At 60.5% G+C, this 22,915-nt stretch carries 19 protein-coding genes; 8 read left to right on the forward strand and 11 right to left on the reverse strand.

Translation table 11 applies throughout. The features are described 5' to 3' along the window. Positions 1-143 precede the first annotated feature (143 nt). Positions 144-2,399 (forward strand): autotransporter outer membrane beta-barrel domain-containing protein, encoded by a 2,256-nt coding sequence (locus ACR52_RS19280; RefSeq protein ID WP_330219100.1) that lies wholly within the window; start codon positions 144-146, stop codon positions 2,397-2,399. A 78-nt stretch (positions 2,400-2,477) separates the two neighbouring features. Here the strand turns inward: ACR52_RS19280 and ACR52_RS19285 are convergent, their stop codons facing one another. From ACR52_RS19285 to ACR52_RS19300, 4 genes are all read right to left on the reverse strand, one after another. Next, entirely contained in the window at positions 2,478-3,800 is a 1,323-nt protein-coding gene (locus ACR52_RS19285; RefSeq protein ID WP_048727949.1) for a carbohydrate binding domain-containing protein, read from the reverse strand. Positions 3,801-4,138: 338 nt separating this feature from the next. Beyond that, positions 4,139-4,780 carry a DUF1345 domain-containing protein gene (locus tag ACR52_RS19290; protein WP_048727953.1) on the reverse strand — a complete coding sequence of 214 codons (642 nt, stop codon included), beginning with the start codon at positions 4,778-4,780 and terminating at the stop codon, positions 4,139-4,141. Positions 4,781-5,074: 294 nt separating this feature from the next. Then, complete coding sequence (locus tag ACR52_RS19295; RefSeq protein WP_048727958.1) at positions 5,075-8,164, reverse strand: efflux RND transporter permease subunit; 3,090 nt, start codon at positions 8,162-8,164, stop codon at positions 5,075-5,077. A gap of 12 nt (positions 8,165-8,176) precedes the next feature. Beyond that, the gene (locus ACR52_RS19300) at positions 8,177-9,334 is read right to left on the reverse strand and encodes an efflux RND transporter periplasmic adaptor subunit (protein ID WP_048727960.1); all 1,158 of its coding nucleotides are present in this window, start codon (positions 9,332-9,334) and stop codon (positions 8,177-8,179) included. A gap of 286 nt (positions 9,335-9,620) precedes the next feature. On the opposite strand from ACR52_RS19300, the gene ACR52_RS19305 reads away from it, so the two are divergent. Then, positions 9,621-10,322 (forward strand): response regulator transcription factor, encoded by a 702-nt coding sequence (locus ACR52_RS19305; RefSeq protein WP_048727963.1) that lies wholly within the window; start codon positions 9,621-9,623, stop codon positions 10,320-10,322. 3 nt (positions 10,323-10,325) lie between these two features. Further along, positions 10,326-11,627, forward strand: coding sequence for an ATP-binding protein (locus ACR52_RS19310; RefSeq protein ID WP_048727966.1), 1,302 nt, complete (start codon positions 10,326-10,328; stop codon positions 11,625-11,627). On the opposite strand, the gene ACR52_RS19315 is transcribed toward ACR52_RS19310, so the two are convergent. The 3 genes from ACR52_RS19315 to ACR52_RS19325 form a co-directional block, all read right to left on the reverse strand. Beyond that, positions 11,628-12,305 (reverse strand): anti-sigma factor, encoded by a 678-nt coding sequence (locus ACR52_RS19315; RefSeq protein ID WP_048727968.1) that lies wholly within the window; start codon positions 12,303-12,305, stop codon positions 11,628-11,630. Further along, complete coding sequence (locus ACR52_RS19320; protein WP_048727973.1) at positions 12,302-12,832, reverse strand: sigma-70 family RNA polymerase sigma factor; 531 nt, start codon at positions 12,830-12,832, stop codon at positions 12,302-12,304. The genes ACR52_RS19315 and ACR52_RS19320 overlap by 4 nt, the downstream gene beginning before the upstream one ends. Before the next feature lie 218 nt (positions 12,833-13,050). Beyond that, positions 13,051-13,572 carry a DUF3455 domain-containing protein gene (locus ACR52_RS19325; RefSeq protein ID WP_048727976.1) on the reverse strand — a complete coding sequence of 174 codons (522 nt, stop codon included), beginning with the start codon at positions 13,570-13,572 and terminating at the stop codon, positions 13,051-13,053. A 137-nt stretch (positions 13,573-13,709) separates the two neighbouring features. Here ACR52_RS19325 and ACR52_RS19330 point away from each other — a divergent pair, with 137 nt between their 5' ends. Further along, positions 13,710-14,480 (forward strand): class I SAM-dependent methyltransferase, encoded by a 771-nt coding sequence (locus ACR52_RS19330; protein ID WP_048727979.1) that lies wholly within the window; start codon positions 13,710-13,712, stop codon positions 14,478-14,480. Positions 14,481-14,571: 91 nt separating this feature from the next. Next, positions 14,572-15,357, forward strand: coding sequence for a sulfite exporter TauE/SafE family protein (locus ACR52_RS19335; protein ID WP_048727982.1), 786 nt, complete (start codon positions 14,572-14,574; stop codon positions 15,355-15,357). Between the two features lie 49 nt (positions 15,358-15,406). Here the strand turns inward: ACR52_RS19335 and ACR52_RS19340 are convergent, their stop codons facing one another. Then, positions 15,407-16,645, reverse strand: coding sequence for an acyl-CoA dehydrogenase family protein (locus ACR52_RS19340; RefSeq protein ID WP_048727985.1), 1,239 nt, complete (start codon positions 16,643-16,645; stop codon positions 15,407-15,409). Between the two features lie 266 nt (positions 16,646-16,911). On the opposite strand from ACR52_RS19340, the gene sfnG reads away from it, so the two are divergent. Next, a complete protein-coding gene (gene sfnG, locus ACR52_RS19345) occupies positions 16,912-17,997 on the forward strand; it encodes a dimethylsulfone monooxygenase SfnG (protein ID WP_048727988.1) in 1,086 nt (361 codons plus the stop codon). Here sfnG and ACR52_RS19350 read toward each other — a convergent pair. After that, the gene (locus ACR52_RS19350) at positions 17,981-19,081 is read right to left on the reverse strand and encodes a peptidase C39 family protein (protein ID WP_048727990.1); all 1,101 of its coding nucleotides are present in this window, start codon (positions 19,079-19,081) and stop codon (positions 17,981-17,983) included. The genes sfnG and ACR52_RS19350 overlap by 17 nt on opposite strands. 94 nt (positions 19,082-19,175) lie before the next feature. On the opposite strand from ACR52_RS19350, the gene ACR52_RS19355 reads away from it, so the two are divergent. Together ACR52_RS19355 and ACR52_RS19360 are read left to right on the forward strand one after the other, a co-directional pair. Beyond that, positions 19,176-20,762 carry a RimK family protein gene (locus tag ACR52_RS19355; RefSeq protein ID WP_048727994.1) on the forward strand — a complete coding sequence of 529 codons (1,587 nt, stop codon included), beginning with the start codon at positions 19,176-19,178 and terminating at the stop codon, positions 20,760-20,762. Between the two features lie 6 nt (positions 20,763-20,768). Next, the gene (locus ACR52_RS19360; RefSeq protein ID WP_048727999.1) at positions 20,769-21,701 is read left to right on the forward strand and encodes a magnesium transporter CorA family protein; all 933 of its coding nucleotides are present in this window, start codon (positions 20,769-20,771) and stop codon (positions 21,699-21,701) included. 95 nt (positions 21,702-21,796) lie between these two features. On the opposite strand, the gene map is transcribed toward ACR52_RS19360, so the two are convergent. Beyond that, positions 21,797-22,558, reverse strand: coding sequence for a type I methionyl aminopeptidase (gene map, locus ACR52_RS19365; RefSeq protein ID WP_048728002.1), 762 nt, complete (start codon positions 22,556-22,558; stop codon positions 21,797-21,799). Then, positions 22,558-22,758, reverse strand: a complete 201-nt coding sequence (locus tag ACR52_RS19370) for a ParD-like family protein (RefSeq protein WP_025855286.1) — start codon at positions 22,756-22,758, stop codon at positions 22,558-22,560. Before ACR52_RS19370 ends, map begins: the two co-directional genes overlap by 1 nt. Positions 22,759-22,915: the final 157 nt, after the last annotated feature.

A 22,915-nucleotide genomic window follows, 5' to 3' on the forward strand; every position in this document is an offset into this window, starting at 1 on the left:
TCATACCGATATGTTGGGATTAATCCTACATAAATGGGTAATTCCTATCTGTAATGTCCACGGCTTGAATGGCCTGGCTCCAACCCTCTGGAAACAGGCCGAACAGTTCCGTCGTGGAATGTCTGCTGAATGAGTGGTGCCTTGTGAATATCAATTCGTATTTTAAGTTAAAACCCTTGGTTGCAATGATGCAGGTGCCATCTGTTGTCACCTTATTGCTTCTGGCGCCTCACGCCCATGCGCGGCTGATCGAAAATGGCACTGAAACCATTGGGCATGATGCCTATATTGATACCTTTGAATTACAGAATGCCACGCTTAATGTAATAGACGGTCAGACGCTGGATATTTTTGCCCATGCCTCGAACCTGAATGTCAGCAAGAGCAGTACGATCCTGGGGACTGTCGTCGCCCAGAGTGGCTCCAACGTGAATGTCGACGGCAGCCGCGTCACCGCCTCCGGGGCGTTTCAATCCGGTGTAGCGCTGTACAGCAGCGCCGCCCAGATCAACAACAGTGTGATTTCCAGCACCGACTACGTCGGCTTGCTGGTCAGCAAATTTACCACCTCAACCGATGCATCCACTGCGACGGTAAGCGGTAGTGTCCTGGTCGGTGCAACTGGCGGCGCAGCCGTTACGGGTGGAAGTACGCTGGAGTTGCAGCGAAGCGAAGTGATCGGTACCCGTGATGACAGCTTTGGGTTGAGGTTGGAGGGCTCAACGGCACGGGCTTTCGGCAGTAACATCACGGGAGGTCGTAACGGCATTGAAATGTCGTCCAATCGGCATTCGCCCGGGTCTAATGCACTGGTGCTCGACCAGACCCATGTGACGGGGACTACCGGCGCTGCGTTGCTTGTACAAGGCTCCCGTGGCCAGGGTACGGTGGCGGATATTGTGGTACGCAATGGTTCGACCCTTATCGGTGGCAATGGCAATCTGCTGGAAGTAAAGGGTGGCTCGACGGCGAATATGAGCGTCGAGAATAGCCAGCTTCAAGGTGATGTCATTGTTGATGCGGGAAGCCATGCCCATCTGCAATTGAGTAATCAAGCCTCGCTGACCGGCCGCCTGGAAAACGTATCGTCGTTGAACATTGGCGACCAATCCATGTGGGTCATGACCGGCAATAGCCAGGTTGGGGACCTGAATCTTGCAGACGGCATAGTCAAATTTGGCGAGAGCGACGCGTTCTATCAGTTGGACCTGGAGAGCCTGTCGGGCCAGGGTACCTTTGTGATGGGGACCGATTTTGCCCGTGGTCAGACAGACTTTTTGAACATTACCGGCGAAGCCAGCGGCAATCACGACCTGTTGCTTGCCAGCAGCGGTGCAGAACCCGTCAATCCAGGCGAGGTGCATATCGTCCATACCGGCGGCGGCGATGCACAATTCGCACTGGTGGGGGGCGCCGTGGATGTTGGGGCCTGGTCTTATGGACTCAAGCAGGACGGCAACGATTGGTTCCTCGATCCGAACAACCGTACGGTCAGCCCAGGCACACGATCGGTATTGGCATTGTTCAATACCGCCCCAACTGTCTGGTATGGCGAAATGACGTCGTTGCGTAGTCGCATGGGTGAACTGCGCCATAACGGCGCCGAAGCCGGCGGTTGGCTGCGTGCCTATGGCAATAAATATGAAGTGAGCGGAGGTGATAGCGGTGCCTACGAGCAAACCCAGCGTGGCTTCTCTCTGGGGGCAGATACGCCGGTGGGTGAAGGTCAATGGTTGCTTGGGGTAATGGCCGGTCATAGTACTTCTGACCTGGACCTTAGCCGGGGTACTTCGGGCACGGTGAAGAGTTACTACGCCGGCCTGTATGCCACTTGGTTGGATGAAGACGACGGCTACTATTTCGACGGTGCCATCAAGGCCAACCGCCTGAACAACGACTCCAAGGTCGGGTTGAGTGATGGCAAGCAAGCGAAGGGTAACTACAGCACCAATGCGCTGGGTGCGTCTGTGGAAGTTGGCCGTCATATCAAGCTGGACGACGATTTTTTCATTGAGCCGTTCGCCCAGGCGTCTGTGGTCAAGGTACAAGGCAAGAGCTACAGCCTGGACAATGGCCTTAACGCCAAAGGCGAGCACACCGACTCGGTGCTGGGCAAGCTGGGTGTTACCGTAGGCCGCGATTTTGTATTGGATGATGGCAGTGTGCTCCAGCCCTACTTGCGTGGTGGCGTGGCCCATGAATTTGCCAAGAACAATAAGGTGACGGTCAACAACCAGGCATTCGACAACAATCTTTCGGGATCTCGTATCGAGTTAGGAGCAGGCGTCGCCGTTTCCTTGTCCAAGAAGCTGCAGTTGCATGCCGACTTTGACTACGGCCAGGGCAAGCACGTTGATCAGCCATGGGGAGCGAATGTCGGAATGCGTTATAGCTGGTAAACAGGTAATGACGTTGCGCTTCAATTATGGTTGAAAAAAAACGCCCCGAAATCGGGGCGTTTTCTTTTATAAGCCATTTTAGATACTGAACAGCATCTGCATGTGTACTTCGTTGTTATTGACATCAACAAAGTAAACGTCGAGTGCGCCATTGACACTATTGTCATTTGGATCATGAAAGAATTCGACAGTACCCCGTTGTGCTTCATAAGCCGGGACGGGGTTTTCATCGATGGTCATGAGAATGACGGAAAACCGAGCAGCTTCCTGGTCGACGGATTGCGGACAACTATGGGTGGGCCGGCGGACTTCAGGGTTGTCTGGTAGAGAATAGCGACCGGATTGCAGGGTCGATGAGTACTTGAAGATCACCACCTGCTTTGATGTTTCCGAGGGTGGAATCTTCATGGTGCCTTGAGCTAGCCAGAAGTTGTTTTTGAGATTGTTTTCCAGAAAGTCTGCCTTGAAATCCGCGCTTCCGATCTTGCCTTGAAAAAACTGCGTTTCAGTTTTCCGGATGGGAGCTTTTCGAGCGGTTGCAGTGGCCATGATGCGATTCTCCTGCGATGGTGGTCGTGAAGTGATGTGAGTGTTTGCTCGACCTGACGGGGTCAGAGAGAGATTGTCGACTTCTAGAAACGTCGTACCTTCCACTTGTAGAGTGAATTCGGTAACGCCTGCAGGAACTGTCAGGGAAAACGGATAGGTATCCCAGCCATCACCGCGCAATTCCACTTCAGGTACATTGCCGGCGGCCAAATGAAAGCGTACGAAACCATGGCCCCCTGTAATTCCCCGGGCATCGATTGAAAAGTTGTAAGTCTGTTCCGGAATAACGGGGATTTGTTGTTCCATGTAACCCATGAGCGTTAACTGGCACCGCCCATCGGTGAATGTTACGTTGGATGGGAGCTCCGGTCGTGTAACAGCCCAGTAACGATTGTTTTCTGAAAAATCGCCATTGAGGATAAGTTCACTGGGAACTACCGGTCCTTCTTCTTCAACCAGCCTGACGTTATCGAACCACACGTCGCCTTTGGTGCCTTCCAGTTGCACCGTCGCTGTGGTTGTCCCTGCGGGCGTGGTGAACATCAACATTTGTCGCACCCAGCCATGATTTCCTGACAGGGGAATTGACTCGCGGGTGCCAGAGGGCTGGAACTGCACATGCGCTGCCCCCTCACCCTGGTAGGTAATCAAGCTGTACACGCTGAATGTGTAGCCCGTTGCGCTCAACACGGGCATGGCCTGTTCGGCGCTGCCATTGGTTCTGAGGATGCAGCTTTGTTCTGAGAAATCCACATGTCCGGGGGGAACTGCGGTGGCATTCCAATTTGATCCATTGAGGGCAAAGTTGCCGTTGATGACCAGGTTGTTGGCCAATGGAATAAGCGTTGCCATGGTGTATCTCCCTGAAGACCGGGCTGAGGGGGGCACTGCGTGTACTGAGTGGGTCCATTCAGCGCCAGATATGCGTAGGCGACAACTGTCAGAATTAACAGGTTTACTCTACCGTTCGTCGTTATTACTGCCTGGCGCGCACGCCGTTCAACCACGCAGTGCGGCAAACATACTGGCCAGCGCTATCATCCTTGTCTTGGGGTGACCCATTGCAGGCAGGGCGTGCCGACCAGCCCAGGCCTTTTGCGCGAGGCAGGGGCCAATGGCAGGGGGTGGAGGGCTTGGCTGATGATTTACGGCAGGCGCGGTTCTTGGGCGTCTAGACGGTGGGTGCAGCGTTAACTGAACAGTCCCGCCGCAATATTGATTGAGAACCCCAGGATGGCCGTGTTGAACAGGAATCCGATCAACGATTGCCCCAACACCACCTTGCGCATGCCACGGGTGGCGACGCCCACGTCGGAAGTTTGCACCGCCACGCCGATGGTGAACGAGAAATACAGGAAGTCCCAATAGTTGGGCGTCAACAGCCCTTCGGCAAAGCGCAGCGCCGGTTCCTTGCCTTCCCAGGTGTAATACAGCCGCGCGTAATGCACGCTGAAAATCACCCCGATCAGCAGCCATGAACCGATCACCGTCAGCCCGGTAAACCCGTAGTGCAGCAGGCGCTCGGAAGTGGCCAGGTCCTTGCTGCCCACCAGCTCGAAGGTGATGGTCGCGAGGCTGGCGATCGCGGCGATGCACACCATGAATAGCACCAGCCCGGCGTTTTCATCCTCGATCTCGGCGATGCGTTTGACGTCGTGAGCCTTGGCGCGGATGGTCAGCCACAGCATCAGCACCAGGTAGGTCCAGACGCCGGCGTTCCAGCCGATCAGGATTTTGCTGACGAGGGACTCGGCCGGTACGAGGATGCCAACGGCAAGGCCCAGCACGGCGGCGCAGGAGAGGCGAGGGTGGGTGCGGGCGAGGAAGGGCATGGCGGCTCACAAGTACGGTGCTTGTGAGCACCATAGCGCATTCCGTGGAGGCTGACTTACTGTGGCGAGCGGGCTTGTTGTGGCGAGTAGGCTTGTTGTGGCGAGCGGGCTTGCCCCGCGTTGGGCTGCGAAGCAGCCCCATTGAAAGCCACACGTTTTTTCAGGCAAAACGCGGCGTCAGGTTTTGGGGCCGCTTCGCGGCCCAACGGGAGCAAGCTCCCTCGCCACAGGTACGGTGCCCGCCCTTAACTGATCGGCATTAGGGCAAGCTCCCTCGCCACAACCGGCGCGTAGTTAGCGTTGCTTGCGCACCAGCTTCATCACCACCACAAAAAACACCGGCACAAACACCACCGCCAGTGTCGCGGTGATCATCCCGCCGATAACGCCCGTACCAATCGCCTGCTGGCTCGCCGAACTGGCGCCCGTGGCAATCGCCAACGGCACCACGCCGAGGATGAATGCCAGTGACGTCATGATGATCGGCCGCAAGCGCAGCCGCGCGGCCTTCAGGGTGGCATCGACCAGATCTTCGCCCTGGTCATACAGGTCCTTGGCGAATTCGATGATCAGGATCGCGTTTTTTGCCGACAGGCCAATGATGGTGATCAAGCCAACCTTGAAGAACACATCGTTGGGCATGCCGCGCAACGACACCGCCACGACCGCGCCGAGCACACCCAATGGCACCACCAGCAGCACTGAAGTCGGGATCGACCAGCTTTCATACAACGCCGCCAGGCACAGGAATACGATCAGCAGCGACAGCCCCAGCAGCAAAGGCGCCTGGGAGCCGGACAGGCGTTCCTGCAACGACAACCCGGTCCATTCCTGGCCCAGGCCCGCCGGCAGTTGATTGACCAGACGCTGGATTTCCTCCATCGCCTCACCCGTGCTGTGCCCCGGTGCCGCTTCGCCGGAAATGGCGATGGCCGGGTAGCCGTTGTAGCGCGTCAACTGCGCCGGGCCCTGGGTCCACTTGGCTTCGACAAACGCCGACAGCGGCACCATCTTCCCGGCGTTGTTACGCACGTTGATCTTCATCAAATCCGCGACCTGGCTGCGCTGGTCGCCTTCGGCTTGCACCACCACCCGTTGCATGCGGCCCTGGTTGGGGAAGTCGTTGATATACGCTGAGCCAATCGCCGACGACAGCACATTGCCCACATCGGCAAACGAGACACCCAGCGCATTGGCCTGCTTACGGTCGACTTCCAGTTGTACTTGCGGTGCTTCGGCCAGGGCGCTTTCACGTACGTTGGCCAGGATCGGGCTCTTCTCGGCGGCAGCCAGCAACTCGGTCCGCGCCGCCATCAGCGCCGCGTGGCCGACGCCACCCCGGTCCTGCAGGCGGAATTCGAAACCGCTGGAGGTGCCGAGGCCGTTTACCGGCGGAGGCAGGATCGCGTAGGCAATCGCGTCCTTGAGTTCGCTGAAAGCCGCGTTGGCACGGTCGGCAATTGCCGAGGCGGAGTCCTCGCTGCCGCGCTGCGACCAATCCTTCAGCGTGGTAAACGCCAACGCGGCGTTTTGCCCTGAACCGGAGAAACTGAAGCCCATGATCATGGTGGTATCGCCCACCCCCGGCTCTTCGGCGTTGTGCGCCTCGATCTGCTCGGCCACCTGCACCGTGCGGTTCTTGCTGGCGCCCGGCGGCAGTTGGATATCGGTGATGGTGTAACCCTGGTCTTCCACCGGCAGGAACGAGGAGGGCAGGCGACTGAACATCCACCCCAGGCCCACCAGCAGCACGAGATAAATCAGCAGGTAGCGGCCGCTGCGCTTGAGGGCATAGGCCACCCAACCTTCGTAGCGGTCGGTGAGCTGCTCAAAACGCTTGTTGAACCAGCCGAAGAAACCGCCCTTGGCGTGGTGATCATCCTTGGCGATTGGCTTGAGCAAGGTCGCGCACAGGGCAGGTGTCAAGGTCAGGGCGAGGAACGCCGAGAACAGGATCGAGGTGGCCATCGACAGCGAAAACTGCTGGTAAATCACCCCCACCGAGCCCGGCATGAAGGCCATTGGCAGAAACACCGCCACCAGCACCAGCGTAATACCGACGATAGCACCGGTGATCTGGCTCATGGCCTTCTTGGTCGCGTCCTTGGGCGACAGGCCTTCGGTGACCATGATCCGCTCAACGTTCTCTACCACCACAATCGCATCGTCCACCAGGATGCCGATCGCCAGCACCATGCCGAACATGGTCAGCACGTTGATCGAGAAACCCAGCAACAGCATGGTGGCGAACGTGCCCATCAGCGCAATAGGCACCACCAGGGTCGGGATCAGCGTGTAACGCACGTTCTGCAGGAACAGGAACATCACCGCAAACACCAGCGCCATCGCCTCAAGCAAGGTGTACACCACCTTGGTGATCGAGACCTTGACGAACGGCGAGGTGTCATACGGAATCTTGTATTCCACGTTGGCAGGGAAGTAGCGCGACAACTCGTCCATCTTCGCCCGCACCAGGGTCGCGGTGTTCAGCGCGTTGGCGCCCGGTGCCAACTGCACGCTGACGGCGGTGGAAGGCTTGCCGTTCAGACGCGTGGAGAACTGGTATTCCTGGCTGCCGATTTCCACCCGCGCCACGTCGCCGATACGCACGGTGGAGCCGTCAGGATTGGCCTTGAGCACGATGTCGGCGAATTCCGCCGGGGTCGACAGCTGGCCTTTGACCAGGATCGCTGCGGTGATTTCCTGGGTCTTGGTGCCCGGCAAGTCACCGATACTACCCGCCGAGACCTGGGCGTTCTGCGCGCTGATCGCGGCATTGACGTCGGCCGGGGTCAGGTTGAAACCGATCAGTTTCTGCGGGTCGATCCAGATGCGCATCGCCCGTTCGGCGCCATACAACTGCGCCTTGCCCACGCCGTCCAGGCGCTTGAGCTCGTTCATCACGTTGCGCGCGAGGTAATCGCTGAGCGCCACGTCATCAAGCTTGCCGTCGCTGGACGTCAGGGTCACCAGCAGCAGGAAGCCAGCGGAGACTTTTTCCACCTGCAAACCTTGCTGGTTCACCGCCTGGGGCAGGCGCGGCTCGACCGCCTTGAGACGGTTTTGCACATCGACCTGGGCCATTTCAGGGTCGGTGCCCGGCTGGAAGGTGGCGGTGATGGTGGCCGAACCCAGGCTGCTTTGGGACTCGAAATACAGCAGGTGATCGGCGCCGTTAAGCTCCTGCTCGATCAGGCTGACCACGCTTTCGTCCAGGGTCTGGGCCGAGGCGCCGGGGTACACCGCGTAGATTTCGACTTGCGGCGGCGCCACAACGGGGTACTGGGCCACCGGCAACTGCGGGATGGCCAGCGCGCCGGCCAGCAGGATAAACAGGGCGACCACCCAGGCGAAGATCGGGCGGTCAATAAAGAACTGCGGCATTGTCAATAATCCTTATTGGCCCAAAGCCTGGGCGAGCGGTGTCGGGCTGTCATCTACCTGGACTTTTTCACCGGGGCGCGCGTGTTGCAGGCCTTCGACGATGATGCGGTCGCCGGGCTTGAGGCCGTTGCTGACGACCCAGCGATCCTCGATCACCGCACCCAGTTCCACCGGCTGCTGGCTCACGGTCTGCTCGGCGTCCAACAGCAGCACCATCGGGATGCCGGCGCTGTCACGCGTGATCGCGCGTTGCGGCACGCTGATGCCTTGTTTGTCGACCGCCTGCTCCAGGCGCACGCGCACAAAGCTGCCGGGCAATAGGTCGAGGTCCGGGTTGGGGAACTCGCTGCGCAGGATGATCTGCCCCGTGCCGGGGTCGACGCTGATCTCGGCGAACAGCAATTTGCCCGGCAGCGGATACAGGCTGCCATCGTCCTGGATCAGTGTGGCCTTGGCCTGGTCCTGGCCGACCTGCTTCAAGCTGCCGGCGCGGAAGGCGCGGCGCAGGTCATTCAGCTCGCGGGTGGACTGGGTGAGGTCGGCGTGGATCGGGTCCAGTTGTTGGATGATCGCCAGCGGCGTGGCCTCGTTCTGGCCGACCAGCGCGCCTTCCGTTACCAGTGCGCGGCCGATGCGTCCGGAAATCGGCGCGGTTACGGTGGCGTAACCCAGGTTCAATTTGGCCCGCTCGACGGCGGCCTTGTTGGCGGCGACTTCGGCGTTGGTCTGGCGCACGGCGGCGCGGGCGTTGTCGTAGTCCTGGCCGCTGATAGCGTTGCCTTCGACCAACTGGCTGTAGCGCTGCTCTTGCAGGCGCGCCTGGAACGCATTGGCCTCGGCCTTGCTCAGGTTGGCCTGGGTGCTGTCCAAATCGGCCTTGAACGGTGCCGGGTCGATGCGAAACAGCACATCGCCCTGTTTCACGTCACGGCCTTCCTTGAATACGCGCTGCATGACCACGCCGGCGACCCGTGCGCGCACTTCGGCAATGCGCGGCGCGGCGATGCGCCCGCTCAGTTCGCTGGTGATGGAGAGGGGTTTGGCCTGCAGGGTTTCAATGCGCACTTTGGCCAGCGGCAGTTCCGGCGCCTCGGCTGCGGACTTGTCACACGCGCTCAGTGCGAGTGTCAGTGCCAACAGGCAAAACGGCGCAAACAGATTCTTCGACATGCTCTTATCCCAATATTGACTGGCGCATCCTAAGGTCACCTGCGCCGTGGTGCTGTGAAGCTGTGTAGGTCGTGTGTGAAGAAATGTAAGGTGCGACGCGTGGGGCGCCGAGGGCGTATATCCTTGCACAATCCTGCAAACACTAAAGGTCCAATGTGGGAGGGGGCTTGCTCCCGATGGCGGTGTATCAGTCAACCACTCTGCAACTGAACCACCGCCATCGGGAGCAAGCCCCCTCCCACATGGGATTTTCGTACGACCAATAACTGCATTATTTGGAAACACCATGCCCAACATCCTCCTGGTGGAAGACGACGCCGCACTCTCCGAGCTGATTGCCAGCTACCTGGAACGCAACGGTTACCACGTCAGCGTGCTCAGCCGGGGCGACCACGTTCGCGAACGTGCGCGCCTCAACCCGCCGGACCTGGTGATCCTCGACCTGATGTTGCCGGGCCTTGATGGCCTGCAAGTGTGCCGCCTGCTGCGCGCCGATTCGGCGGGCCTGCCGATCCTGATGCTCACCGCCCGCGACGACAGCCACGACCAGGTGCTGGGCCTGGAAATGGGCGCCGACGACTATGTCACCAAGCCCTGCGAGCCGCGTGTTTTGCTGGCGCGGGTACGTACGCTATTGCGGCGTAGCAGCCTGTCCGAACCGCAGGTGGCCAACGACCAGATCCTGATGGGCAACCTGTGCATTGACCTGTCGGAGCGCACCGTGATCTGGCGCGACCAGGCGGTGGAGCTGTCCAGCGGCGAATACAACCTGCTGGTGGTGCTGGCGCGCCATGCCGGTGAAGTGCTCAGCCGCGACCAGATCCTGCAACGCCTGCGCGGTATCGAGTTCAACGGTACCGATCGCTCGGTGGACGTGGCGATTTCCAAACTGCGCCGCAAGTTCGACGACCACGCAGGCGAAGCCCGCAAGATCAAGACCGTGTGGGGCAAGGGGTATCTGTTCAGCCGTTCCGAGTGGGAATGCTGATCCATGTTTCGTGTGCTGATTCGCCTCTACCTGATCACCATCGTCACCTACAGCGCGGCGATCTTCCTGATTCCCAAGCTGGTGATCCAGCTGTTCGAACACCGCTACCTGGACTACAACGTCGAGCAATCCAGGGGCATGCAGAAGCTGATCGTCAAGCAATACCAGCGGGCGCCGGTGGAGCGCTGGTCCCAGGTGACCGAGCAGCTAAGCCACGACTTCGCACCGCTGAAAGTCGAGCTGATGCTGCGCCAGGACGCGCGCTACACCCCGCAGGAAGAACAGCTGCTGGAGCAAGGCAAGCCGGTGATCCGCCTGGGCGAGTGGGGCTGGATGGAAGAGGTCAGTTCGCCGATCAACCAGCAGTTTGCGGTCAAGCTGACGGTCCCGCCGGACCCGCTGGACATGAACCTGCTGTACTGGTCGATGAACGTGCTGATCGGCGCTGCACTCCTGGCCTGCCTGCTGGTATGGCTGCGTCCGCACTGGCGTGACCTGGAACGGCTGAAAAGCACTGCCGCGCAATTGGGCAAGGGCAACCTGGCCGAGCGCACGCACATTCCGCCCAGCTCCAACATCGGCAGCCTGGCGGCGGTGTTCGACACCATGGCCGACGCCATCGAACACCTGCTCAACCAGCAGCGCGACCTGCTTAATGCGGTCTCCCACGAACTGCGCACACCGTTGACCCGCCTGGATTTCGGCCTGGCCCTGGCGTTGTCTGAAGACTTGCCCCAGGCCAGCCGCGAGCGCCTGCAAAGCCTGGTGGCGCATATTCGCGAGCTGGATGAGCTGGTGCTGGAATTGCTCTCTTACAGTCGCCTGCAAAACCCGGCGCAATTGCCGGAGCGGGTCGACGTAATGCTCGATGAGTTTATCGACAGCGTGCTGGGCAGCGTCGACGATGAACTGGAAAACCCCGAGATCGTCATCGACGTGGTGCTCGACTGCAGCGTCGAGCGTTTCAGCCTCGACCCGCGCCTGACCGCCCGCGCCTTGCAGAACCTGCTGCGCAATGCCACGCGCTACTGCGACAAGCGCATTCAGGTGGGCGTCAAAGTGTGCGCCAAGGGCTGTGAGATCTGGGTAGATGACGATGGCATTGGCATCCCGCTGGACCAGCGCGAGCGTATCTTCGAACCGTTCTACCGCCTCGACCGTAGCCGCGACCGCGCCACCGGCGGCTTTGGCCTGGGCCTGGCGATCAGCCGGCGCGCCCTGGAGGCCCAGGGCGGTACCTTGACCGCTCAGGCGTCGCCACTGGGTGGTGCGCGGTTTCGCGTGTGGTTGCCCACCATCGCCTGATCAGAGCACTTTGACTGCGCGGCCGATCGCCTGGATCGGCCCGGTGGGTTTACCGGTGGGCGAGCCGCGCGGGTCTTCCAGGGTCAGTTCGAACAACTGGTTCGCCGACAACGGCGGCAACTTGTCCAGTGGCACCGACAGCGTCTGCCCCGGCTTGACCAGCCCCAGCGATACCGGGCCTTGCCAGCCATCGCCCTTGGTCCAGAACTGCAGGGCCTTGTCGGCCGGAACTTCCATCACGCCCAACGGGATCAACTGGATCTGCTGGTCATTGCTCGCCTGGATCACCCAGCCCGGCGCCTGGCTTTGCGGCGCCACCAGCACCACGACAAAGCTCGGTTCTGTATTGGGTGGGCGGGTCAGCAACAGCGCGGCCAAGACCAGGGTCGTCACCAGCCCGGCTCCGGCCAGGCCACGCCACAACGCCAGCAGGTTCCACCACGGCACCGTCGCTTCGTCGGGGCCGGCGACGCTGCGTTGAATGCGTCGCCACAGTTGCGCGGAAGGCGGCACCGGTTCGGCCAGTGCGGTCAACGGCAGCAGGCGCTGCTCCCAGGCATCCACCGCCGCGCGCAACTCGGCATCATGCATGAGGCGTTGCTCGACCTCGGAGCGCTGTTCGGCGGGCAGGGTGCCCAGTACGTACTCACTGGCCAGTTCATCAGGGGTGTTGTTCATGCCATGCACTCCCGCAAGGCGGCGAGGCTACGTTTGATCCAGGCCTTGATGGTCCCCAGTGGGGTGCCCAGTTTTTGCGCGATTTCGCTGTGGGAATAACCGTCGACATAGGCATGCAGAATGCAGGTTCGACGGGCCGGGTCCAGCTGTTCCAGGCACGTGTGGATTTGCCCGGTGCGCGCGGTGAATTCAAAGGTGTGCTCCGGTTCTGCGAGCTGCTCGTGTTCATCGCTCAACGGCACATCGCGGCCGCTGTTGCGCACGACGTTGAGCGCCAGGTGCCGCGTCACGCTGTAGACCCAACCCCGCGCAGAGCCGCGGCAGGGGTCAAAACTGCCGGCGCCGCGCCAGATCTTGAGAAAGGCGTCATGCACGATATCTTCGGCCAGCGCCTTGTCGCGGGCGATGCGCAGAGCAACACCGAGCAAGCGGCTGCTGTCCTGCTCATACAAGCGGCGCAGGGCCTGTTGATCGCCACGGGCGCAGGCCAGCAGGCAGGCTTCGTAATCAAAAATGGATTCAGGCAAAGGCACGGTTTCCTGCCACTGAAATAACGACTACCCCGGCCTCCGTGTAGGAGCGAGCTTCTTGTGGCAAGGGAGCTTGCTCCCGTTGGGCTGCGAAGCGGCCCCAAAAAGCTTGCGGGCGCTACGCACCCGAGCGGGAGCAAGCTCCCTCGCCACAAGAAGCTCGCTCCTACAAGGGGGTGTGGGCAGTTTCCTTCGGGCAGCGTAGCCGATTTTCCTCAGTTAGCCGCCCAGAAAATGTAGTCGGCCTGGTACTTCACCACTTCCTGCTGACCCTTGTTGGCGGCGGTGCACGCTGTGTTCGGCGCCACGCCACCTTTCAACGCGACCCGCTGGATGTAACTCACGCCACTCATCGCGCCCTTGCCTTCGGCCGGGTTGGCCTTGACCAGTTGATAGGGCAGGTTGCCCGGGCTCGACGGCGCCACGGCCAACTGGGTGCCGGTGATTTTCGAGCCGTCCTTGGCTTGCCAGGTGGCCGGTGGGCCGAAGTAGGTCCCCACTTGCTTGCCGCTGCGGTCATTGAGCACGGCCTTGGGGCCTACAAACGTCCACTCGGTCTGGCCGGCGGCGTTGGCTTTGTCGCGGCATTCGTAGGTGATTTCGCCGACGCCTGTGGTTTCCATCGCAACCTTGTGCCCATCCGGCACCTTGATGCTGTCGGGCAAGCCGGTCTGGGCAAACGCCGCCGGGGTGGCGACCAGCAAACCAGTGAGGCAGAGCAGTGCTTTAGCGTTCATGGGTGTTTCTCCATTCAGTAAAACAGCGGGGTGACTGTAGGGACTACCCGCAGTGCGCACGATTGGATGCACGGATTAGAAAATAAACCAGGGAGGGCGCACACTGTGCCCCCGCTTTACCCGAGGAGAGATTGGCAATGACTGGTGTTCACACGTCCGCTCAACAGGGTTTCTCGACCCAGGCCGTCACTTACGCCCAAGGTCGCCCGAACTACCCCCGCCAACTGACGGGCTGGCTCACCGACACACTGCACGTCGATGCGCACTCCACGGTGATTGACCTGGGCGCCGGCACCGGTAAGTTCACCCGATTGCTTAGCAGCCTGGCGCCGACGCTGATAGCGGTCGAGCCCGTGGCGCAGATGGGTGCGCAGTTGACCAAGCTGTTGCCAGACGTGCGCCTGGTAAACGGCACCGCCGAATCCATGCCCTTGGAAACCGCCAGCGCCGACGCCGTGTTCTGCGCCCAGGCCTTCCATTGGTTTTCCACCCGGGCCGCGCTGGCCGAAATCCACCGCGTGCTCAAGCCCGGCGGGCGCCTGGGGTTGGTGTGGAATGTGCGCGATGAGTCGGTAGATTGGGTGGCCGCCATCACCGCGATCATCACGCCGTACGAGGGCGACACGCCGCGTTTTCACAGTGGGCGTTGGCGCGAAGCCTTCACCGGCGAGTACTTTTCCGATCCGCAAATGACCTGTTTCGCCTACAGTCACGTCGGCAGTCCTCAAGAAGTGATCATCGATCGCTTCCTCTCGGTGAGTTTTATCGCCGTGTTGCCCGCGGCTGAAAAAGCCCGGGTGACCGAGCAATTGCGCCGCTTGATCGACACCCACCCTGGGCTGAAGGGCCGTGACACGGTGGCGTTCCCTTACCAGACCCAGGCATACGTCTGTCAACGACTGACGTAAAAGGCATAAAGTCAGATCATATTGATATAAGTCGTTATAAGAAAAATCGCTATCCTGCCGCCAGAAATTTATAAGGCCGCAGGTAGCTGTAATGGATGTGGGTAACGTTGGTTTTGTAATCGCTGGCCTGGTGGTTGGTTTTATCGTGGGTATGACCGGTGTCGGCGGAGGCTCGTTGATGACGCCGATCCTGTTGTGGTTCGGCATCAACCCGGCGACCGCCGTGGGTACCGACCTGTTGTACGCCGCCATCACCAAGTCCGGTGGTGTGCTGGTGCACAGCAAGAACAAGAACATCGACTGGACCATCACCGGCTGGTTGACCCTGGGCAGTGTGCCCGCCGTATTGCTGACCCTGTGGTTCCTCGCCAGCCTGCACACCGACCCCAGCGTCATGAACGCGGTGATCAAACAGGCCCTCGGCTTTGTGTTGCTGCTGACGGCCCTGGCGATTCTGTTCAAGAAGCGCCTGTTGGCCTTCGCCCAGCGCCATGCTGGCGATGACTACCATATGAGCCCGCGTAACCTGAATGCGCTGACGGTGGTCACCGGGGCGGTGCTGGGCACCATGGTCGCCCTGACGTCCATCGGCGCCGGCGCCCTCGGCACGGTCGCGCTGTTTATCCTCTATCCCTTCCTCGCCACGCGGCGCCTGGTCGGCACCGAGATCGCCCACGCCGTGCCGCTGACGTTGGTTGCGGGCCTGGGCCATGCCGGCATGGGCAATATGGATTGGCACCTGCTGGGCTTTTTGCTGATCGGCTCGCTGCCGGGGATTTACTTCGGCAGCCACATGACCGGCAAAGTCCCGGACGGCGTATTGCGCCCGTGCCTGGCGATCATGTTGATGACCATCGGCTACAAACTCGCCTTCTAAGGTGTACGCGGTCCAAATGTGGGAGGGAGCAAGCCCCTCCCACATTTGGTCATGCCTTGGCCGGGCCATTACCGATCTGCCACACAAACGGCGGTTCGGTGCCATTGATCACCCAATCGCCGACGATCCGCGCCTTGTAGATCACCGGGTTGTGCGACGACACGGTCCGCGCATTGCGCCAGTGCCGATCGAGGGCTTTGCCCTGGCGCACATCCGACGCCCCCAGCGCGTTGAACAATTGGCTGGTGGCGCGCTGGATCAGTTCCGACACCACCACCTGCGCCGTCGCCGACTCAATCTCGGCAGCCACATTGGCTTCGCGCTCCGCCGCCTCATCCCCGCCAAAGCGCGCCAGGTAGGCCCGTTGCGCCGGCACGGCGGCCTTCAATGCGCTGGCGCGTGCGGCATACACCAGCGCGGCGACTTCCCCTACTACCTGCTGAACCTGCGCATCCTGGCTGACATGCGCCGCATTGCCATGGCTGTAAATACGCTTGCGGCTGCGTACCTGGTGGGCCACGTCATTCAGCGCTGCACGGCCGATACCCGCCAGGCTCGCCAACAGCACCAGCTGGTAAAACGCGGTCTGGTATTTGAAGCGAGTGGCAAAGTCGATGACGTTTTCTGCTTCGACCACCGCGTCGGTAAAGCGCGAGGTGCCGCTGCCGGTGGTGCGCTGGCCAAACCCGTCCCAATCATCGCTTTGCACCACGCCGGGCTGGCGCGTGCGGGTGGCGGCGATTACATCGCCGCCGGTGTCGCTGCGCTGGGCGTACACGTCGATCCAGTCGGAAAACAGGCTGCCGGTGCTGTAGAACTTTTCACCGTTGAGCTTCCATTTGTCGCCATCCGGGCTGACCTGGGTGACCACATCGCCAATCGCCACATTGCCGATTTCGGTCCAGGCGCAGCCGACGATATCGCCGTCGACAAAGCGCTTGAACCACACGTCGCGCCCGGCGCCTGGCGTTGCGTTAAGGCGGTCTTCGGCAAAGGCGAAGTGCCCGCGCAGCGCCTGGGGCACGTTGGAGTCTGCGGCGGCCAGTTCGATCAGTAATTCAAACAACTGCGGCAGGGACGCGCCGCCACCGCCGTATTCCACCGGTACCCGCACCGCGCCAAAACCGGCGGCCTTGAGCCACTGGATCGGCGCATGGGGCAGGGTACGGGTGAGTTCGCGCTCGACCGCACCGTCGGCGATGCGCTGGAAGATCGGCCGGAAACGAGCGGCCAGGGTGGCGTAATCGACGCCGATGGACAGCGGATTGATGACATGTTGCTCGGTCATGGGGAAAGGCTCCTGGGCAGTGATCAATACCTTGGGGATTGCACACTCCGTGCCGGGTTCTGGGGCCCGGTTTTACTGGGATTGGTTTCAAACCACTGTTGCCTGAGCAACAGCAAACCGACAAATCGATGCGATCCGAAACATCCTTATTGATGCCTTCGACAGCCTTGGTTTGCGCACGCGAGCCCATGGCCCGGGCCTTTGCCGCTGCCTGGCACGCTTGCTGCTCAAGCGTAAGCACATCCCTTTGTGTGAGGTACCGCTAGATGAGTCAGCAACCTGTCAAATTCGCCTATTGGGTGCCCAACGTCAGCGGTGGGCTGGTAGTCAGCAAGATCGAGCAGCGCACCCACTGGGGCATCGACTACAACCGCAAACTCGCGCAATTGGCTGAAGCCGCCGGCTTCGAATATGGCCTGACGCAGATTCGCTTCACCGCCGGTTACGGCGCCGAAAACCAGCATGAGTCCGTGGCGTTCAGCCATGCGCTGTTGGCCGCGACCACCACGCTCAAAGTTATCGCAGCGATCCTGCCCGGCCCGTGGCAACCAGCGCTTGCGGCCAAGCAGTTGGCGACCATCGACCAACTCACCAACGGCCGCATCGCGGTGAATATCGTCAGCGGCTGGTTCAAGGGCGAGTTCCAGGCCATCGGCCAACCTTGGCTGGAGCACGATGAACGTTATCGCCGCTCCGAGGAATTTATCCGCGCCCTCAAAGGCATCTGGACCCAGGACGATTTCACCTTCAAGGGCGACTTCTACCGCTTCAACAACTACACCCTGAAACCCAAGCCATTGGGCCAGCCGGAAGTATTTCAGGGCGGCAGCTCACGGGCTGCGCGGGATATGGCGGCGCGGGTTTCCGACTGGTACTTCACCAACGGCAACACCCCGGAAGGCATCAAGGCCCAGGTCGACGATATCCGCGCCAAGGCTGCCGTGAATAACCATTCGGTGAAGGTCGGTGTGAACGCGTTTGTGATCGCCCGCGATACCGAAGAAGAAGCGCGGGCCGTGCTCGCGGAAATCATCGACAAGGCTGACCCGGAAGCGGTCAACGCCTTTGGCGACGCCGCCAGGCAGGCGGGAAAGGCGTCGCCGGAAGGCGAGGGCAACTGGGCCAAGTCCAGCTTTGAAGACCTCGTGCAGTACAACGATGGCTTCAAGACCAACCTGATTGGCACGCCGCAGCAGATCGCCGAGCGCATCGTTGCGCTCAAGGCCGTGGGGGTTGACCTGGTGCTGGCGGGTTTCCTGCACTTCCAGGAAGAAGTCGAGTACTTCGGCAAGCGTGTATTGCCGCTGGTGCGCGAGCTGGAAGCCAAGGCCGGGATCAAGCAAGTGGCTTGAACAGCACGACGGCCGCGCGCAGCTTGTTGTTGCCAAACCGGCACATGCGTTCGAACTCCCCGTGGCTGACCGGCAGATGCTGGCAGTCCAGAGGCTGGCGGTGCTGGCTGTGGTCCACGTCCGGGTCATGCAGGTAGACGAAATCGTCGTCGCAGTCGGTGACCATCACCCAATGCGGTGACTTGGAGCGCGTAAGGCGGTAGCTGCTGATCAACACCAGTGGCTGCCCGCCGTCGCGCAGCACCTGGGGCAGGTCCAGCGCGCCGGCCAGCACCTGCTCGACGTCGCTGCCCGCCAACTCTTCCTCGAAGGCTTCGTGCACCACGCGCATGACGTCCTTTTTATGCTGATCGCGCACGCCGTCGAGAAACAGCGGCCCGCGCACATTCACCTGCATCCGCACCCCAAACCCCCGGCGCCAGGCCGCCAGTGCCAGCCCTTGAGGGCTGCACCCGCCGTGGCCGGCGGTCATGAACACGGTGGTCGCTTCCCGCCAAATTTGCAGCTCTTCGCGGCGCTGCGCCACGCGCGCAGGCACCAGCGCGCCCATGGCCATCAACAGGCACGCGGCGCCACAGGTGAAGTCGGTGGTCTGCTGGTAATACGGCACGCTCTGCGGGCGCGCACCCTGGTGCTGGACGATGCGTTTTTCCAGGCGCAGGGCGGGTGCGTGGTCTTCGTAGTAATCGTTGATCATGGCAAAGCGCCGATAGCCATTGCGCTCATACAGGGCGAGGGCGCCGGGGTTGTCGGTGCGCACTTCCAGGCGCAGGTAGGCGCAGTCATGCTCCACGGCACAGGCCTCAATGCGCGCGAGCAATTGCTTGCCCAGCCCCAGGCCGCGTGCGTGCTCGGCGATGGCGATGGAATACAGCCGTGCAAGCGAGGTGCCGCGATGGAACAACACCAGTGCATACCCGAGCAATTGCCCGTCTTGTTCGGCCACCAGCAACTGGCCGTGGGCGCGGCTGATCATCCACTGGAAACTGCGCGGTGACAGCCGGTCGGTGGTGAAACAATGCTGTTCCAGTGCCACCAATGCCGGTGCATCGCAGAGGGTTGCAACGCGAAAGAAAAGAGCCATATGACCGCCGTAAAAGTTGCGTAACGAAACGGGACTTCTCTAAAAGATCGTGCTTAATAGAAAAGGTCGAGTTCTCTAAAGCGGATCAAATATTATGTCAGCGGTACAAGGTCATTGGCGTGAAGTATCCGAGCAAACTGTCGCGGCGACAATAACTTCCAAGGGTTATTTTTCCACTCCACTCAAAGGCGCCAGTCAAGTCGTGATCATTGTCGAACGCAAGGAAGACTGGGCCTCCTACTTCCCCAGCGAAGACATCGTCACCGCCCAGGAATACCTGGAACAGACCCGCGAAAACGAGACGGGCAAGCGGGTACAGGTGATCAACCTGTGCCGCAGCTACAAGTACCTGGGCCACGGCTACTACTGCTCGCTGCTGGCCGAAGCGCGCGGGCACAAGGTGATTCCCTCGGTGCGCACCATCAGCGAATTGACCAAGAAATCCCTGTATGGCCTGGCCCTGGATGACTTGGATAAAACCCTCGATAAAGCCTTGAATCATCATCTTTACAGCAATACCGAAGGCTTTACCCTGACACTTTATTTTGGCCGTACCAATATAGAGCCGTTGCAGGATTTGGCCCGTCAGTTGTTTGAAGCCTTTCCCTGTCCGATTCTGTTAGTTGATTTTAAAAAGAATAACGGCTGGCATATTGAAGGGGTCAAGTCCGGCGTGTTGCACAAGTTGCGCGATGACCAGGAAGATCAATTCGCCCACGCCCTGGATAACTTCAGCCGCAAGATCTGGCGTCAGCCGCGCTCGCGTCGATTGGCCCGGTATGACCTGGCGATCCTTCACGATCCCCAGGAGCAATTGCCGCCGTCCAACGCCAAGGCCCTGGAAAACTTCGTACGCGTCGGCAAGGGCCTGGGCATCGATGTTGAGCTGATCGAGCGCAAGGACTACGCGCGCCTGGCCGAATACGACGCCTTGCTGATCCGCGAGACCACCAGCGTCGACAATCATACCTACCGATTCGCCAAGAAGGCCGAAAGCGAAGGCCTGGTGGTGATGGACTACCCCGCATCGATCCTGCGCTGTACCAACAAGGTCTATCTCACCGACCTGCTCAACAGCCACCAGTTGGGCATGCCCGCCACCGAAATTCTCTACAAGGAACGACCGGAAGATTTCGAACGGGTCGGCGAGCGCCTGGGCTTCCCGCTGGTACTGAAAATCCCCGACGGCTGTTTCTCGCGGGGGGTGATCAAGGTCGAAAGCCAGGAGGCGTTGCTCAAGGCCACCGCTGAACTGTTCGAGCATTCGGTGTTGTTGCTCGCCCAGGAGTTTTTCTACACCGAGTACGACTGGCGCATTGGCGTACTCAACCGCAAACCGATCTTTGCTTGCCAGTACTTCATGTCCAAGGGCCATTGGCAGATCTACAACCACAAGGCCATCGGCCCTGACATCAACGGCGAATGCCGCACCTTGGCGGTACACGAGGCGCCCAAGGCTGTAGTGGAACTGGCGGTGAAGACCGCCAACCTGATCGGCGACGGCCTGTACGGCGTGGACCTCAAGCAGTCCGGCGACAAGGTGGTGGTGATCGAGGTCAACGACAACCCCAACCTCGATGCAGGTATCGAAGATGCCTACTTGCAGGACGACCTGTATGGCCTGGTGCTGGAGGAATTTGTCCGACGCCTGGAATTGAAACGTCAGGGCCAGGTCTGGTGAGTCGCGATGATCCAGCGCTTTGAATTGACCGACGGCAAACTCAACACCGGGCAGGGCGATGATGTGCCGATCCTGCTGGTCAGCAACCCTGACGAGGCGGAGCGCGAATGGCTGCGCGACCACCACAAGCTGGATGAACACGCGCTGGCCTCGGCGCTCGACCCCGACGAAGTCTCACGCATCGAATTTCACCCCGACAACCTGTTCCTGATCTGGAAACGCCCGGAGAACTACTCCGGCGGCGGCAACCTGGTGTTCGAGGTGTCGTCCTGCGGCCTGCTCTTTTCGCCCGGCCGCCTGTTGGTGATTGCCACCGACGAAACCCCGCTGTCCGGGCTCGGCGCCCGCCGCCCGTTGCACACGCCGCTGGATGTGCTGCTCGACCTGCTGCTCAACAACATCCACCACTACCTGGGCCACCTCAAGGTGATCAAACTGGTCGCGCGGGAGTTGCAGCAACAGTTCAACGCGTCCATGAGCAACCACCACCTGATGCAGATGTTCAGCCTCAGCGAAAGCCTGATCTATTACATCAACGCCCTGCACAGCAATGGCGCGGTGCTGTCGCGGCTACGCAACCACGGCGAAAAGGAGCATTTCAGCGCCGAAATCCTCGGCCTCATCGACGACCTGATCATCGAGAACCACCAGTGCTACAAACAGGCCGAGATCTATTCCAACGTGTTCTCCGGGCTGATCGACGCGCGTGGCAACCTGATGAACAACAGCATGAACAACCTGCTGCGCAAGCTGACGTTGATCAACGTGGTGTTCCTGCCACTCAACCTGATTGCGAGTATTGGCGGCATGTCGGAATTCAGCATGATGACGGCAGGGACGCCGTGGTGGGTGTCTTACCCGTTGTTTCTGACAGCGATGGGGTTGGGGGCAGGTTTGATGGTGCTGGGGTTAAAACGGATTGCGGGTGCGACGATGTAAATGTGGCGAGGGCGCTTGCTCCCGTTGGCGTGCGCAGCGCGCCTGATCCTGGGGCTGCTACGCAGCCCAACGGGAGCAGGCTCCCTCGCCACAGGTTATTCGCCTGGCTGGTTTTGCAGGGTGAGCACCTCGAAACCCTCTGCGGTCACCGCCACGGTATGTTCCCACTGCGCCGACAGGCTGTTGTCCTTGGTGACCACCGTCCAGCCATCCTTCAGGCCGCGCACCTTGGCGCTGCCCTGGTTGAGCATTGGCTCGACGGTAAACACCATGCCTTCACGCAGTTCCAACCCGGTGCCGGGGCGGCCGAAGTGCAGGATCTGCGGTTCTTCATGCATCTGGCGGCCGATGCCGTGGCCGCAGTATTCGCGCACTACACTGTAACCGTTGGCCTGGGCATGGCTCTGGATCGCATGGCCGATATCACCCAGGCGGGCGCCGGGCTTGACCTGGCGGATGCCGGCCCACATCGCTTCGAAGGTCATTTCCACCAGGCGCCGCGCTTTGGGCGCGACGTTGCCGATCAGGTACATCTTGCTGGAATCGGCGATAAAACCGCCTTTTTCCAGGGTGATGTCGATGTTGATGATATCGCCGTCCTTGAGGATTTCCTTGGCGCTGGGCATGCCATGGCATACCACTTCGTTGATCGAGGTGTTGATGGAGAAGGGGTAGTCGTATTGCCCGAGGCTCGCGGGGCGGGCTTTCAGGTCATTGCGGATGAAGGCTTCGACGGCGCTGTCCAGCTCCAGGGTGGAGCGGCCGGCGACGACAAAACTGTCGAGCATCGTGAACACTTGGGCGAGCAAACGCCCGGATTCGCGCATCACGGCAAGTTGTTTGGCGGTCTTGATCATCAACTGCGCCCCCGGATCAGGTCGGGTTTGTCCAGCAACAGTTTGTTGATCAACTCGTTGTAGGGCAGGTTGGGGTTGAGCTCGGCCAACAGGCCGATCTTGATCCAGAACTCGGCCTGGGCGTTGATGGAGCGGTCCATCGCGGCGCTGGCCAGGCGCAGTTGTTCGTGCAGTTGGTCGGTGATCTTGACGATACCCATGGGGTTCACTGTGTTGATTTAATATACAAAGCGTATACGTTTCGTATGCTGACCGTAAACCCCTGGGCGCCAAATGGCGGTTTGCGATTGACTTGCCCCGCAGCTGGCGGTTAATTTCAATTCATGACATTTCAAGCCTTTCGTGCCCAGCCAAGCA

The organism is Pseudomonas fildesensis (assembly GCF_001050345.1).
In the GTDB taxonomy this organism is placed as follows: Bacteria; Pseudomonadota; Gammaproteobacteria; order Pseudomonadales; family Pseudomonadaceae; genus Aquipseudomonas; species Aquipseudomonas fildesensis.

Excerpts from the sequence above, each read along its gene's own strand:
- map (WP_048728002.1), bottom strand. The coding sequence starts at position 22,558 with ATGATCAAGACCGCCAAACAACTTGCCGTGATGCGCGAATCCGGGCGT.
- ACR52_RS19315 (WP_048727968.1), bottom strand. The coding sequence starts at position 12,305 with ATGAACAACACCCCTGATGAACTGGCCAGTGAGTACGTACTGGGCACC.
- ACR52_RS19300 (WP_048727960.1), bottom strand. The coding sequence starts at position 9,334 with ATGTCGAAGAATCTGTTTGCGCCGTTTTGCCTGTTGGCACTGACACTC.
- ACR52_RS19325 (WP_048727976.1), bottom strand. The coding sequence starts at position 13,572 with ATGAACGCTAAAGCACTGCTCTGCCTCACTGGTTTGCTGGTCGCCACC.
- ACR52_RS19330 (WP_048727979.1), top strand. The coding sequence starts at position 13,710 with ATGACTGGTGTTCACACGTCCGCTCAACAGGGTTTCTCGACCCAGGCC.
- ACR52_RS19335 (WP_048727982.1), top strand. The coding sequence starts at position 14,572 with ATGGATGTGGGTAACGTTGGTTTTGTAATCGCTGGCCTGGTGGTTGGT.
- ACR52_RS19295 (WP_048727958.1), bottom strand. The coding sequence starts at position 8,164 with ATGCCGCAGTTCTTTATTGACCGCCCGATCTTCGCCTGGGTGGTCGCC.
- ACR52_RS19370 (WP_025855286.1), bottom strand. The coding sequence starts at position 22,758 with ATGGGTATCGTCAAGATCACCGACCAACTGCACGAACAACTGCGCCTG.
- ACR52_RS19290 (WP_048727953.1), bottom strand. The coding sequence starts at position 4,780 with ATGCCCTTCCTCGCCCGCACCCACCCTCGCCTCTCCTGCGCCGCCGTG.
- sfnG (WP_048727988.1), top strand. The coding sequence starts at position 16,912 with ATGAGTCAGCAACCTGTCAAATTCGCCTATTGGGTGCCCAACGTCAGC.
- ACR52_RS19305 (WP_048727963.1), top strand. The coding sequence starts at position 9,621 with ATGCCCAACATCCTCCTGGTGGAAGACGACGCCGCACTCTCCGAGCTG.
- ACR52_RS19350 (WP_048727990.1), bottom strand. The coding sequence starts at position 19,081 with ATGGCTCTTTTCTTTCGCGTTGCAACCCTCTGCGATGCACCGGCATTG.
- ACR52_RS19340 (WP_048727985.1), bottom strand. The coding sequence starts at position 16,645 with ATGACCGAGCAACATGTCATCAATCCGCTGTCCATCGGCGTCGATTAC.
- ACR52_RS19360 (WP_048727999.1), top strand. The coding sequence starts at position 20,769 with ATGATCCAGCGCTTTGAATTGACCGACGGCAAACTCAACACCGGGCAG.
- ACR52_RS19285 (WP_048727949.1), bottom strand. The coding sequence starts at position 3,800 with ATGGCAACGCTTATTCCATTGGCCAACAACCTGGTCATCAACGGCAAC.
- ACR52_RS19355 (WP_048727994.1), top strand. The coding sequence starts at position 19,176 with ATGTCAGCGGTACAAGGTCATTGGCGTGAAGTATCCGAGCAAACTGTC.
- ACR52_RS19310 (WP_048727966.1), top strand. The coding sequence starts at position 10,326 with ATGTTTCGTGTGCTGATTCGCCTCTACCTGATCACCATCGTCACCTAC.